This is a genomic window from Micromonospora sp. NPDC047620 (genome assembly GCF_043205005.1).
GTDB lineage: Bacteria > Actinomycetota > Actinomycetes > Mycobacteriales > Micromonosporaceae > Micromonospora.
Map to the genome: position 1 here is coordinate 110,905 of NZ_JBIDDG010000020.1, position 13,210 is coordinate 124,114.

Consider the following 13,210-nt stretch of genomic DNA (forward strand, 5'->3'; position numbering starts at 1 on the left):
AAATCCGACAGAAATCAGCCCCGTACGGCCGCCATGGCCTCCGCCAGCCGCCGGACGCCCTCGTCGATCCGGTCGGCGGTCACCGCCGAGTACGCCAGCCGCAGGGCGTGCCGCCCGCCGTCGACCACGAAGTCGCTGCCCTTGACCACGGCGACCCCGCGCTCGGCGGCGGCCGGGGCGAGCCTGTCGACCTCGACGTCCTCGGGCAACTCGGCCCAGAGGAAGTAGCCGCCGTCCGGCTCCACGAACCGGGCCTCGGGGATGTGTCGGCGCAGCGACTCGGCCAGCACCCGGGCCCGCTCGCCGAGCGCGGCGCGCACCGTCTCGATCGAGCGCTCGATGTCGCCGGAGACGCAGAACTGGTGCACGATCGCCTCGGAGACCATGCCGGGCGAGATGTAGAGGCTGGTCGCCTTCTTCGCGATGTCGCCGATCAGGTCCGCCGGGCCGACCAGGTAGCCGACCCGCACCCCCGGGCAGACCGTCTTGGTGAAGCTGGAGGCGTGCACCACGACGTTGCGGGTGTCGAGCGAGAGCATCGACGGCAGCGCCTCGCCCCGGAACCGGATGTCGGCGTACGGGTCGTCCTCGAAGATCGTGAACTCGTACTCGGCGGCGAGGTCGAGCAGCTCACGGCGCTTCTCCAGGCTCAGCGTCACGCCGGCCGGGTTCTGGTAGTTCGGGATGACGTGCGCGAGCCGGGGGCGCACCCCGGACTCCAGCAGCTTGCGCAGCTCGGCGGTGTCGAGGCCGTCCGGCTGGATGGAGACGCCGTGCAGCTCGCCGCCCATCCGCTGGAGGTTGAGCAGGGTCCGGTCGTACGTCGGGCGCTCCACCACCACCGCGTCGCCGGGGCGGACCAGGTGGTCGAAGAGGAACGCGTCGGCCTGCAACGACCCGTTGGTGATGAGCACCTGGTCGGCCGAGACCCCGTGCTTCTCGGCGATCCACTTCCGTAGCGGAAGGTAGCCGACGGAGGTGCCGTACGCCGTCACCCCGGCGGGGTCGGCGTCGAACGCGCGGACGGCGGCGGCCTTGAGCCCCTCGACATCGACGATGTCCAGCGAGGGAGCGCCACGGGCGAAGGAGATCAGCTGCTCGGCGGTCATGGCTGTTCAGCGTACGGAAGGCGGTGGGGTGCGCGCCGACGGCACGGCGATGTCCGCATCCTGAGCCACCGGGACGGGTGACCTGCGTCAACCGGTCGGCGGCAGATCAGACCGGAAGGCCGAGCGGGTCGTGCTGCGCCTCGCGGGAAAGCCCGTCCACGTGCAGCCCGAGCCGCCGCGATGAGCTGACCCCAGTCGAAGTAGGACCGCCAGGCCGAGACCTTCCCGCGCCGCACCCGGACGACCCGCGCCGGCTTGGCCGCTCAGCTCGCGTCGACCATCCGGCTGGCCGCCCAGACCCGCATGATGTCGCGTACGGAGATCACCCCGGCCACCTCGCGCCCGTCGAGCACCACCAGGTGCCGGAAGCCGCCCCGGGCCATCGCGGCGGCGGCCTCCTCCACCGTCCACTCCGGCCCGGCGTAGACCACGTCCCAGGTGAGGTGGGCACCCGTCCGCTCGACGTCGCAGTCCAGGCCGGCGCCGATGGCGTTGAGCACGTCACGTTCGGTCATGATGCCGACCCCCTCGGAGTCGGGATCGATCACGACCGCCGACCCGACGCCGCGGGCCGACATCATCCGGGCCGCCTGACGGAGCGTGTGCTCCGGGCCGACCACGAGGACCTCGCTGGACATCGCTTCCCGTACCTGCATCACGCATCACCCCTGTGGGACGGTGGCATCCGGTAGGGAACATGGTCCGCTCCGGATGTTGCCGGGACAAGACCGGGCATCGCCGAGACGCCCGACCGCTCGCTACTGTCGTGGCGTGTCCACCGAGCCTCTACGCTGCGCCGGCGCGCTGATCGTCGACGACGAGGGCCGCCTCTTCGTCCAGCGACGGTCTCCCGACCGGCGCATCTTTCCCAATTGCTGGGACATCGTCGGCGGCCACCTGGAACCGGGCGAGGACGTGGACGACGCGCTGCGCCGGGAGGTCACCGAGGAGACCGGCTGGACGGTGTCGCACGTGCTCGGCCACGTCGGGGAGTACCGCTACGTCGCCGACGACGGGCTGGAGCGGATCGAGAGCGACTGGCTGGTCCGGGTCGACGGCGACCTCGCCCGGCCGACGCTGGAGGCGGGCAAGCACACCGAGTTCCGGTGGCTCGCCGCCGACGAGGTCGACCTGCTCGACGAGCACCGCGACGTCAACGACGGCCTGATCCGGCGGATCGCGGAGGAAGCCTTCGCCGCCCTGCGTTCGATCGGTCTGTGAACGACACCGTCGAGCTGGCGCCGCACCGGTTCGCCGGCCTGGTCGCCCCGGCGGTCGACCGGGCCTTCGTCGCCAGCATGCTGGCCGGCCGCGACGGTGGCGGCGCGGAGCTGAGCCAGCGGTACGGCGGGCCGGCGGCCACCGGCTTCCTGTTGGAGTTCCGCACCCGCCTCGCGGCGCCCGGCGGGACGGTCGACGAAGCCGGGTTCGCGGCGGTCACCCGCTACCGGGACCCGGCCGACTGCCGGCGGGCCCTGGACAAGCAGGTGGCGTACGGGATGATCCACCGCAGCCCCGACGGCGGGCTCTCCGCCACCGAACGCGGGCTGGCCTTCCTCGCCGGGATCTGGCAGGTGCACGCCGAGGTGACCGAGGAACTCTGGGCCGGGCACGGCAACCGCGTGCTCCGGCTGGTGGAGGCGCTCGGCCGGGTGCTCGCGTACGCGCTGGTGCTCGCCGAGGAGGACGCCGACGACAGCGCCGCGTTCGCCGCGATGGCGCCGCCGTACGAGCCGGACGGCACCCCGCCCGGCGTGCTGCTGCTCAACCGGCTGGGCACGCTGCGTTACCACCGGGCCGACGCGCACGCCGCCGCCTGGACCGCCGCCGGGCACACCGCGGCGAGCGTCGCCGCCCTGCCACCCGGGCCGGAGCAGCTCGCCATCGAGCTGGAGACCGACCGGCGGGCCGCCGGCCCGTACGCCGTGCTGACCGCCGAGGAGCGGCTGGCGATGCTGGCGGACCTGGCGGCGCTGCCCGCCTGACCCGGTTGGCGACAGCGACGCCGTCACGCGGCGCTATCCTCCAGCGGTGACCGGGAGTCGTACGAGGGAGGACGCCTCAATGATCGGGATGGTGCTCGCGGCCGGGGCGGGGCGCCGGCTGCGCCCGTACACCGACACCCTGCCGAAGGCGCTGGTGCCGGTGGACGGTGACACCACCATCCTGGACATCGCGCTGCGGAACCTGGCCGAGGTGGGGCTCACCGAGATCGTGATCGTGGTCGGCTACGCGGCCGACGCGGTCCGCGAGCGGCAGGCCGACCTGGAGAAGCGGTACGGCGTCACGCTGACCCTGGTGCACAACGACAAGGCCGAGGAGTGGAACAACGCGTACTCGCTCTGGCTGGCCCGGGAGCACTTCGCCCGGGGCGTACTGCTGGTCAACGGCGACACCGTGCACCCGGTGAGCGTGGAGAAGACCCTGCTGGCCGAGCGCGGCCCGGGCATCCTGCTGGCGATCGACACGATCAAGGCGCTCGCCGAGGAGGAGATGAAGACCACCTTCGACGCGGCCGGCCAGCTCACCCGGATCACCAAGATCATGGATCCGGGCGAGGCGTACGGGGAGTACATCGGCGCGACGCTGATCGAGCCGCAGGTGGCCGACGCGCTGGCCGACGCGCTGGAGGCGACCTGGCGGCGCGACCCGAACCTCTACTACGAGGACGGCTACCAGGAGTTCGCCGACCGCGGCGGCGAGGTGCGGGCCGCCCCGATCGGGGACGTCTCCTGGGTCGAGGTCGACAACCACGCCGACCTGGCCCGGGCCCGGGAGATCGCGTGCCGCTACTAGCCCGTACGGTGCTGACCCCGCTGCACATCGACGTGCGGCGTGGGGCGGTCGCCGACCTGGCATCGATCCTGGCCGACGGACGGATCTCGTCCGGCGGGGACGTCGCGGTGGTGGTCGGCCCAGGTCAGGGCGAGCGGATCGCCGAGCTGATCCGGCCGTCGCTGCGGTCGGCGGACGTGTTCACCGTCGCGGGTGCCACCCTCGACTCCGCCGACGACCTGGGCAGCAAGCTCCGCGCCCGGTCCTACGACGCGGTGGTCGGCATCGGCGGCGGCAAGACGATCGACGTCGCCAAGTACGCCGCCACCCGCCGTGGCCTGCCGATGGTCTCGGTGGCCACCAGCCTCGCCAACGACGGGATCGCCTCCCCGGTGGCGAGCCTGATCACCGACGGGATCAAGGGCTCCTACGGCGTGCACATCCCGATCGCGGTGATCGTCGACCTGGACTTCGTGGAGAGCGGCCCGGAACGGCACAACCGCGCCGGCATCGGCGACGTGGTGAGCAACATCAGCGCGCTGGCCGACTGGGAGCTGGCCCGGCAGGTCCGGGGCGAGCCGGTGGACGGCCTGGCCGCCTCACTGGCCCGAATGGGCGCCGAGGCGGTACTCGCCCACCCCGGCGACATGACCGACGACGCGTTCGTCACCGTGCTCGCCGAGGCGCTGATCTCCAGCGGTCTGGCGATGGCGGTCTGCGGCACCAGCCGGCCGTCCAGCGGCGGCTGCCACGAGATCATGCACGCCGTCGACGCGCTCTTTCCCGGCACCGCCTCGCACGGCGAACTCGCGGGGCTCGGAGCGTTGTTCTGCACCTGGCTCCGCGGCGACCAGCGGCGCTTCGAGGAGATGTCGGCCTGCCTGACCCGGCACAACCTGCCCCGGCTCCCGGCCGAGGTCGGGCTCACCGACGAGCAGTTCGTCGATGCGGTGCAGTTCGCACCGACCACCCGGCCGGACCGGTACACCATCCTGGAACACCTGGCGATGTCGCCTACCGAGACGCGGCAACGGCTGGCAGACTACGCCGGTGCAATCCGCGACCACCTTGGCTGAGCCCCGTCCCACCGTCGCCGACTTCCACCGGGTGAACCGGGGTGGCGGCCTGTTCAGCGAATCGATCAGCCAGTGGCTGGGCGCGGTCTTCGCGCTCGTCGCCCAGCGCCTCGGGCTGCGCCCGACCGCGCTGACCATCACCAACCTGGTGCTCGGCCTGGCCACCTCGGTCACCGTGGTCGCGCTCGCCGGTCGGGTCGCCGCCGGCGAGGTGCCGGCCTGGGCGGTCGGGCTGCTCGCCCTCGTGGGCTGGCAGGTCGCGTACTCCCTGGACTGCGCCGACGGTCAGCTCGCCCGGGTGACCGGGCAGGGCAGCGCGGCCGGCGCCCGGGTCGACGTGCTCGCCGACGTGGCCGCCCAGATCGCCCTGGTCGCCGCGCTGGCGGCGACCGCGGTGGCGCAGGAGCCGTCGACGCCGAGCTGGCTCGTCGCGATCTTCGCCGGCACCTGGATGGTCAACCTGGTCACCTCGGTGATGCAGGCCGGCCCGAACGCGGCCAGCATGGTCACCTCCACCTCGCTGCCCGTACGCCTGGTGAAGCTGGTCCGCGACTACGGCGCGGTGATCTTCGCCGCCGGTCTGGTGCTGATGTTCGCCCCCGCCCTCGCCCTCTGGGTGATGGTCGCCTTCACGATCGTCAACGGCGGCTTCCTGCTCGCCAGCATCGCCTTCTCCGCCCGCGCCTCGCTGCGCTGAGCCGGCGACCAGCGCGACCAGCGCGACCAGCAACCGGCGACCGGCGCGACCAGCGACCGGCGCGGGTCGGCGCGGACGACGGTCGCAGGCATCGTGACTCTCGGTGGCCGGTATCGGCGTTTCGCGGCCACCCGCGACCACCCGCCTCGGCCCCTTTGCTCTGCACCCACATACGCGCCAGCCACCCTCTGTAACCGGTGCGTATACAGCTGCAGAGCAAAGGGAGCTGGAGAGGTGTTCCGCCTCCGGCAAGCGGGAGGAAGAAAGCGCTGGTCGGTGGGCATCGCGTCGGAGCGGACGAATTTCGCGCTCCGACGCCAGCCGGTTTTGACTACCGTCCGTGATATCGGCGCTTCTCGAGTCGGATTGTCACAGTGCGTGGTGGCAGTGGGATCCGTTCAATGACCGGCCGGAGTCCCGGCAGCGGGCGGTGGAGATCACCGAGCTGAAGGAGAACGCCGCATCACGCCGGCGTAGATGTCGATGAGCTGCCTGGTGACCACGTCGGGGTGGAAGGTCCGCTCGTAGCGCAGCCGGGCGGCGGGCGCGATCGCCGCTGTCCCGGCGGCGGCCACCGGCAACGCGGCGGCCAGGGCGGCCGCCTCCGGCGGCGCCACCCAACCTGCCTCGCCCGCCACGATCCCGCCGGGCACGCCAGGCATGCCGGACGCGCCGGACGCAGCGGGTGCGGAAGGCACGGGGGGCACGGCGGAGGCGACGGCGGCCGGCCCGGTGCCGGCGGGCTCGCGGGACGCGTCCGCCCCGACCAGGTAGGGGATGCCGCCGAGCGCGGTGCCGAGCACCGGGCGGCCGGCGGCGAGCGCCTCGATGATCACGGTGGGCAGCACGTCGTGCCAGGTCGAGGTGGCCATCACCACCGCGCTCGCCTCCAGCGCGGCGCGCACCCCCGCCCGGTCCAGCGGCCCGAGGAAGGTCACGTCCGCCCGGTCCGCGGCCGCTGCCTCCACCAGCGGGCGCAGCTCGCCGTCGCCCGCGATGCGCAGCGGGCCGAGCGCCCCGTCGGGGTGTCGCCGCCAGGCGTCCAGGAGCAGGTCCAGCCCCTTCTCCGGCGAGAGCCGGCCCATGAACAGGAACCCGTCGCCCAGCGGGGCGGGGCGGCCCGGGTCGGGGATCGCGTTCGGCTTGACCACGATCCGCTCGGCGGGGATGCCGTAGTCGCGCAGGTGGTCGGCGACCGCCGAGGTGAGCGCGACGAACCGGTCCACCGAGCGCCACGTGCCACGGTGCACGGCCAGCGTGGTCGCCATCAGCGCGCTCTGCGCACGCGAGCCCCGGTAGCAGCGGTGCACGATCGCCGGCACGCCCAGGGCCCGGCCCCGGCAGTCCTGGCAGATCATCCCGTCCCGGAAGTAGAGCCCGGAGGAGCAGACCTGCCGGTAGTTGTGCACCGTCTGCACCACCGGCACGCCGTGCCGGTGCGCCGTCCGCACCACCCAGGGCGAGATCAGGGGGTACGGGTTGTGCAGGTGCAGCACGTCCGGCCGGTGCTCGGTGATCAGCCGACTCAGGTCCTCCTGCGCGCGGGGCGCCCAGATGGGGGAGATCGGCAGCAGCGCCTTGGCCGACTTCGGCATCGTCGGGATCTCGTCCGAGCTACGGATGAACGGCAGCACCTCGACGCCGGCCGCCGTCAGTTGGGCGATCTCCGCGTCGACGATCGTGTTCTCACCGGACGGCTGGGCTTCCCGGTACCGGTTGTGCGCCACCACGATTCTCACGGGAAAGAAGGCTACCGTTGGCTGGTGCCCGAACTACCGGAGGTTGAGGCGCTCGCGGGTTACCTGCGCGAGCGCGCGGTGGGGCGGCGCGTCGACCGGGTCGAGGTCGCCGCGATCAGCGCCCTGAAGACGTACGACCCGGCGCCGACCGCTGCGGCCGGGCGGGCCGTGGTGGACGCTCGCCGGCACGGCAAGTTCCTCGACGTGGTGCTCGACGGCGATCTGCACGTGGTGGTGCACCTGGCCCGGGCGGGCTGGCTGCACTACCGGGAGGCGTTCCCGTCCGCCGCCCCGCTGCGCCCCGGCAAGGGCCCGGTCGCCCTGCGGGTACGCCTCGACGACGGCTCCGGCTTCGACCTGACCGAGGCCGGCACCCAGAAGAGCCTCGCCGTCTACCTGGTGACGGACCCGGCGACGGTGCCCGGGGTGGCCCGGCTCGGCCCCGACGCCCTCGCCGCCGACCCGGCCACCTTCGCCGAGCGGATGCGCAGCCGCAAGGGCCAGGTCAAGGGGGTGCTCACCGACCAGACGGTGCTGGCCGGCGTCGGCAACGCGTACTCCGACGAGATCCTGCACGCGGCGAAGCTGTCGCCGTTCGCGCTGACCCACCGGCTGACCGACGACCAGCTCACGGCCCTGCACGCGGCCACCCGGGAGGTGCTCGGCGACGCGGTGCGCCGGTCGGTCGGGCAGAAGGCGGCCGAGCTGAAGGGCGAGAAGCGCTTGGGCCTGAAGGTGCACGCCCGGACCGGGCAGCCGTGTCCGGTCTGCGGCGACGCCGTCCGCGAGGTCTCGTTCGCCGACTCCAGCCTCCAGTACTGCGCCACCTGTCAGACCGGCGGCAAGCCCCTCGCTGACCGTCGGTTGTCCCGGCTCGTACGGTGAGTGACGACACTGCCCAACTACGGAGAGGAATCGGCCCTCTCGTTCCGAAGGTCGGAGTCGGAGCCCTACCGGGGCCGCAATCCATCGGTATAGTGGCTCGGTCCCCGGCTTCTGAAATGGCGCGGAGCCGGCCAGACGCCAGGCGGCACCACACCGGCGCAATGTCCCTCGGGTCGGCGTACGGGTCGGCACCGCGTGGGAGACTGGGACGGTGGGCGACCCGGGCCCTCACGGCGAGTGAGCGGCACGTGTCATGCGGGAGGACATGGGTGAGGTGACGACAAGCCTCCAGCGCCCGGTAACCAACACAGGCCGGAGCAAACTCGTGCGGCACGTCGACAGCTTCGAGATCCAGCCGCCGGCGTCGCCGTCCCCCAACGGCGTGCCCCGGTCCGCGTGGGCCCGGGCCCGCCGCCGGGTGTCGCGCTGGCACCGCCCCTACATCACCCTCCTGCTGCTGCTCGACTTCGCGGCCGCCGCGGTCGCCAGCCTGATCGCCATCGAGACGTTCGACCAGTCCCGGGCGGGCTTCTACAACGCCGAGCAGGATCCGACGTGGTTCCACACGGTGGCGTTCGTGCTGCTGCCGCTCGGCTGGGTGGTCATCCTCTGGGCCAACCGGGCCTACGACCGGCGCTACCTGGGCCTCGGGCCGGACGAGTACAAGCGGGTCATCCGGGCCGGCGTGGCCGTCACGGCGACGGTGTCCTTCCTCGCCTTCGCCACCAAGACCGACCTGTCCCGTTACACGGTCGGCACCGCCCTGCTCGCCGCGCTGCTGCTGATCCTGCTGAACCGGATGCTCTGCCGCTTCGTGCTGCACGTGGTCCGGCGCAACATCGGCCAGGCCGGCCACCGGATGGTGCTGGTCGGCACCCTGCCGGAGTGCCTGGAGGTCTACACCGCGGTCACCCGAAACCCGGCCGCCGGGCTGGTGCCGGTCGCCATCCACGTCACCGACGGCTACGCGGCCGCCAAGGGCATCGAGACCCCGGTCCCGGTGTACGCGGGCCGGGATGTCCTCGCCCTCGTCCGCGAGGTGGGCGGCGACACGATCGCGGTCTGCGGCTCGGCCAGCGCCGAACCGGGCGAGCTGCGCCGGCTGGCCTGGCAGCTGGAGGGCTCCGGCGTCGACCTGGTCGTCGCCCCGCAGCTCACCGACATCGCCGGCCCCCGGGTGCACATCCGGCCGATCGAGGGCCTGCCGCTGCTGCACGTCGAGGAGCCGACCCTGTCCGGGCCGGCGCTGCTCGCCAAGAACCTGATGGACCGGGTGGCCGCCGGGCTGGGCCTGCTGCTGCTGGTCCCGGTCTTCGTGGCCATCGGGATCTCGATCCGCCTCTCCGACCCCGGCCCGGTGTTCTTCCGCCAGCCCCGGGTCGGCCACGAGGGCCGCACCTTCCGGGTCTGGAAGTTCCGCACCATGTACGTGGACGCGGAGGACCGGCTGGCCAGCCTGGTCGACCAGAACGAGACCGACGGCATGCTGTTCAAGATGAAGCAGGACCCGCGGGTCTTCCCGGTGGGCCGCTTCCTGCGGGCCTCGTCGCTGGACGAGCTGCCCCAGCTGATCAACGTGCTCAAGGGCGAGATGTCGCTGGTCGGGCCGCGCCCGCTGCCTGCCGACGACGGCGACTTCCTCGGCGACGTGCGCCGGCGCCTGCTGGTCCGGCCGGGCATGACCGGGCTGTGGCAGGTCTCCGGCCGCTCCGACCTGTCCTGGGACGAGGCGGTCCGGCTCGACCTCTACTACGTCGACAACTGGTCGCTGGCGTACGACCTGAGCATCCTGTGGCGCACGGTCGGGGTGGTGCTCGCCCGCAAGGGCGCGTACTGACCCCTTGGCGAGCGGGCCGACAGGGGCCAGGATCGCTGCGTGGGTGGCAACCTCTCGGCCGTCTTCGGCGTCGTCTCGCTGGTCACCGCGCTGGCCGCGGCCCTGTTCGCGGTGGTCCGGCTGCGCGGGCGGCGGGGCATCGCCACGGCCACCCAGCGGGCCACCTACGAGGTGTTGCACACCGCCGGGCTGGCCGCCGAGCCGCTGCGCGCCGGCCTGGGCGCGGCCAACGCGGCGAAGGCCGTACGCCACCTGCGGGCCCTGGTGGGGGCGGCCGGGCTGGCGCTGACGGACCGGGACACGCTGCTCGCCCTGGACGGGCGGGGCGGGCACCACGACGACCAACTGGTCGCGGCGGCCCGGCGGGCCGTGGCGACGGGCCGCTCGACCGTGCTCGGCGACTCGGAGCTGCACTGCGACCGGGTGGACTGCCCGGTGCGCGGCGCGGTGGTCGCCCCGCTGACCGGCGCCGACGGGCGCACGGTCGGCGCGCTGGTCGCGGTCGCCGGCGGCCAGCCGGAGCCCGGCCTGGTGCAGGCCACCCTGGAGACGGCGCACTGGGCCGGCAACCAGCTCGCCCTGGCCGAGCTGGACTCCTCCCGGGAGCGGCTGGCCCGCGCCGAGGTGCGCGCCCTGCGCGCCCAGATCAGCCCGCACTTCATCTACAACGCGCTGACCGCGATCGGCTCGTTCGTGCGCACTGACCCCGACCGGGCCCGGGAGCTGATCCTGGAGTTCGCCGAGTTCACCCGGTACTCGTTCCGGGCGCACGGCGAGTTCACCACGCTGGCCGAGGAGCTGCGCTCGATCGACCGCTACCTGACCATCGAGCGGGCCCGGTTCGGCGACCGACTTCAGGTGCGCCTCCAGATCGCCCCCGAGGTGCTGCCCGTTACCCTGCCGTTCCTGTGCCTGCAACCGCTGGTCGAGAACGCCGTCCGGCACGGGTTGTCCCGCAAGCCGGGCACGGGCATGGTGAGCATCGAGGCCCGGGACGCGGGCACGGAATGTCACATAACGGTGGAGGACGACGGAGTGGGGATGGATCCGACCGCGCTGACCGCCGGCATCGCCGAGCTGGCCGGCGCCACCGGGGACCCGGGCGACGACCCGGGCCAGCACGTCGGCCTCTCCAATGTCGACGAGCGGCTCCGCTCGGTCTTCGGGGACGGCTTCGGCCTCGTCGTCGAGACGGGCCTCGGTTCCGGTACGAAGGTGAGCATGCGGGTGCCGAAGTTCCACCCCGGCGTACGGGCGGGCTCGTGACCGACCGGACCGGCGGGGTGAACCCGTCCGGTTTCCTCCGGGTGCTGGCGGTCGACGACGAGCCGCCGGCGCTGGACGAGCTGGCGTACCACCTGCGGGCCGACCCCCGGGTGGCCCGGCTGCACACGGCGGGGGACGCCACCGAGGCGCTGCGGGTGCTCCGCGACGGCGACGTGGACGTGGTCTTCCTCGACATCCGGATGCCCGGGCTGGACGGTATGGAGCTGGCCCGGGTGCTGCGCCGCTTCGCCCGCCCACCGGCGATCGTCTTCGTCACCGCGTACGACGACGGGGCGGTGGACGCGTTCGACCTGGGCGCCACCGACTACGTCCGCAAGCCGGTACGCGCCGAGCGCCTCGCCGAGTCGCTGCGCCGGGTCATCGGCTCCCGGGTGGTCCCGTCGCACCCGGCGGCCCTGGCCCGGGCGGAGGAGGATCCGACCATTCCGATCGAGCTGGCCGGCACCACCCGGATGCTGCCCCGCTCGGCGGTGCGCTGGGTGGAGGCGCAGGGCGACTACGCCCGGCTGCACACCGCCGACGGCTCGCACCTGGTCCGGGTGTCGCTGGCGACCCTGGCCGAGCGCTGGGCGGATGCCGGGTTCGTCCGGATCCACCGGTCGTACCTGGTGCAACTCAAGCTGATCGCCGAGCTGCGGCTGGTCAACTCCGGCTACGTCGTGGTGGTCGACTCGGCCGAGCTGCCCGTCAGCCGCCGGCACACCCGCGAGCTGAAGGACAAGCTGGTCCGCGCGGCTAAGCAGGACTGGAACCGCTGACCCGCCCCGGCGCCGGGGCGCCGCTGTGACGCATCGCTGTGGCTCCCTCCGGCCGCGCTCCTGGGGCAATCGCCACCGGCCGCTGTCGAGCTGCCCCATCCATGGGACCGGGCGGGACGCCACTGGGCCGGTCTCAACGTGGGGCAGCTCGACAGCGCACCTGTTCCGGCCCGTCCCGCCGGGGCTCCGGGTCGATCTGGTCCCGAAATCATCTCGCCGCACGGGAATAGGACCGACTCGACGTACGCTGTACGGTACTCCGTACGAGACATGGAGGCCGCCTTGTTCGACGCCGCGACCGACTTCGACCGCCAGCTCGACCGCCTGGTGGAGCTGGGCTACCCGGCCCTGGCCGAACTGACCGAGGACGCCTTCCGTGCCCTCGTCGCCCCGCTGCGCGCGGCGGCCGTCGCCGGGGCGGCCGGCCTGCCCGCGCCGACCGAGGGGCGCGTGCCGTTCCTGCTGGTGATCACCCGCGACCTGGTGCCGGTGGAGGCGCGCGTCGCGCTGACCACCCTGGCCGGCAAGCGGAAGCCGGGCATCGTCGACCGGCACTACGCCGAGGGTGACCTGCCGAAGTTCGACCCGATCAAGGAACTGGAGGTGCCGGCCGGGCCGGCGTACCTCCTCTTCGACGTCGACCGGGGCGAGGAGACGCTGAACCTGGCGCCCGCCGCCGCGATGGAGGTGATCACCGGCCAGGACCGGCTGCCGCTCTCCATCGACGAGGGGCTCGCCTTCGTCACCCTGCACCCGGAGGCGCTGGCGAAGAACAAGTGCTTCTCGCTGGTCGGCTCCCGCTGCGGCGACAAGCGGGTGCCGGCGATCTGGATCAGCCAGGGCGCGCCGAAGCTCGGCTGGTGCTGGTACGGCAACCCGCACACCTGGCTCGGCTCCGCCGCCGCCCGCCCGGAGCGGATCGGCCTGGAGTGAGCGTCGCGGGGGGGGGGGCGGGGGGGGGGCCCCCCCCCCCCCCCCCCCCGCCCCCGGGGGGGGCCGGGGGGGGCGGCACCCGGGGCGCCGGGCGGCCGCGGGGCCGCCCGCGGG

13 protein-coding genes are annotated in these 13,210 nt (G+C 73.2%); 10 read left to right on the top strand and 3 right to left on the bottom strand.

The window, feature by feature from the left end; genetic code table 11:
• Positions 1-14 precede the first annotated feature (14 nt).
• On the bottom strand, positions 15-1,109 hold the full coding sequence (locus ACGF5C_RS23610) for a PLP-dependent aminotransferase family protein (protein WP_393304837.1): 1,095 nt from the start codon (positions 1,107-1,109) through the stop codon (positions 15-17).
• A gap of 263 nt (positions 1,110-1,372) precedes the next feature.
• Complete coding sequence (locus tag ACGF5C_RS23615) at positions 1,373-1,765, bottom strand: cyclic nucleotide-binding/CBS domain-containing protein (protein WP_393304839.1); 393 nt, start codon at positions 1,763-1,765, stop codon at positions 1,373-1,375.
• Positions 1,766-1,880: 115 nt separating this feature from the next.
• Here ACGF5C_RS23615 and ACGF5C_RS23620 point away from each other — a divergent pair, with 115 nt between their 5' ends.
• From ACGF5C_RS23620 to ACGF5C_RS23640, 5 genes are all read left to right on the top strand, one after another.
• Complete coding sequence (locus tag ACGF5C_RS23620) at positions 1,881-2,330, top strand: NUDIX domain-containing protein (protein WP_350682518.1); 450 nt, start codon at positions 1,881-1,883, stop codon at positions 2,328-2,330.
• Positions 2,327-3,094: a hypothetical protein gene (locus ACGF5C_RS23625; RefSeq protein WP_393304840.1), complete on the top strand. Its 768-nt coding sequence runs from the start codon at positions 2,327-2,329 to the stop codon at positions 3,092-3,094. The genes ACGF5C_RS23620 and ACGF5C_RS23625 overlap by 4 nt, the downstream gene beginning before the upstream one ends.
• Positions 3,095-3,173: 79 nt before the next feature.
• The gene (locus tag ACGF5C_RS23630; protein ID WP_393304842.1) at positions 3,174-3,905 is read left to right on the top strand and encodes a sugar phosphate nucleotidyltransferase; all 732 of its coding nucleotides are present in this window, start codon (positions 3,174-3,176) and stop codon (positions 3,903-3,905) included.
• Complete coding sequence (locus ACGF5C_RS23635) at positions 3,893-4,960, top strand: iron-containing alcohol dehydrogenase family protein (protein ID WP_393304844.1); 1,068 nt, start codon at positions 3,893-3,895, stop codon at positions 4,958-4,960. Before ACGF5C_RS23630 ends, ACGF5C_RS23635 begins: the two co-directional genes overlap by 13 nt.
• Positions 4,935-5,657 (top strand): CDP-alcohol phosphatidyltransferase family protein, encoded by a 723-nt coding sequence (locus ACGF5C_RS23640; RefSeq protein WP_393304846.1) that lies wholly within the window; start codon positions 4,935-4,937, stop codon positions 5,655-5,657. Before ACGF5C_RS23635 ends, ACGF5C_RS23640 begins: the two co-directional genes overlap by 26 nt.
• Before the next feature lie 437 nt (positions 5,658-6,094).
• Here the strand turns inward: ACGF5C_RS23640 and ACGF5C_RS23645 are convergent, their stop codons facing one another.
• The gene (locus ACGF5C_RS23645; protein WP_393304848.1) at positions 6,095-7,396 is read right to left on the bottom strand and encodes a glycosyltransferase; all 1,302 of its coding nucleotides are present in this window, start codon (positions 7,394-7,396) and stop codon (positions 6,095-6,097) included.
• 24 nt (positions 7,397-7,420) lie between these two features.
• Between ACGF5C_RS23645 and ACGF5C_RS23650 the strand changes: the two genes are divergently transcribed.
• The 5 genes from ACGF5C_RS23650 to ACGF5C_RS23670 all read left to right on the top strand — a co-directional run bounded on the left by ACGF5C_RS23650 (position 7,421) and on the right by ACGF5C_RS23670 (position 13,096).
• A complete protein-coding gene (locus ACGF5C_RS23650; RefSeq protein WP_393304850.1) occupies positions 7,421-8,281 on the top strand; it encodes an Fpg/Nei family DNA glycosylase in 861 nt (286 codons plus the stop codon).
• A gap of 265 nt (positions 8,282-8,546) precedes the next feature.
• Positions 8,547-10,118 carry a sugar transferase gene (locus tag ACGF5C_RS23655; RefSeq protein WP_393304870.1) on the top strand — a complete coding sequence of 524 codons (1,572 nt, stop codon included), beginning with the start codon at positions 8,547-8,549 and terminating at the stop codon, positions 10,116-10,118.
• A 39-nt stretch (positions 10,119-10,157) separates the two neighbouring features.
• Positions 10,158-11,384 carry a sensor histidine kinase gene (locus ACGF5C_RS23660; protein ID WP_393304852.1) on the top strand — a complete coding sequence of 409 codons (1,227 nt, stop codon included), beginning with the start codon at positions 10,158-10,160 and terminating at the stop codon, positions 11,382-11,384.
• A 17-nt stretch (positions 11,385-11,401) separates the two neighbouring features.
• Entirely contained in the window at positions 11,402-12,163 is a 762-nt protein-coding gene (locus ACGF5C_RS23665) for a LytTR family DNA-binding domain-containing protein (RefSeq protein WP_350682550.1), read from the top strand.
• Positions 12,164-12,433: 270 nt separating this feature from the next.
• Positions 12,434-13,096 (top strand): DUF5701 family protein, encoded by a 663-nt coding sequence (locus ACGF5C_RS23670; RefSeq protein WP_393304853.1) that lies wholly within the window; start codon positions 12,434-12,436, stop codon positions 13,094-13,096.
• The last annotated feature ends 114 nt before the right edge of the window (positions 13,097-13,210 follow it).

Bases quoted from the DNA above. Each gene is read 5' to 3' on its own strand.
- ACGF5C_RS23610 (WP_393304837.1), bottom strand. From the start codon at position 1,109: ATGACCGCCGAGCAGCTGATCTCCTTCGCCCGTGGCGCTCCCTCGCTG.
- ACGF5C_RS23615 (WP_393304839.1), bottom strand. From the start codon at position 1,765: ATGCAGGTACGGGAAGCGATGTCCAGCGAGGTCCTCGTGGTCGGCCCG.
- ACGF5C_RS23630 (WP_393304842.1), top strand. From the start codon at position 3,174: ATGATCGGGATGGTGCTCGCGGCCGGGGCGGGGCGCCGGCTGCGCCCG.
- ACGF5C_RS23655 (WP_393304870.1), top strand. From the start codon at position 8,547: ATGGGTGAGGTGACGACAAGCCTCCAGCGCCCGGTAACCAACACAGGC.
- ACGF5C_RS23670 (WP_393304853.1), top strand. From the start codon at position 12,434: ATGGAGGCCGCCTTGTTCGACGCCGCGACCGACTTCGACCGCCAGCTC.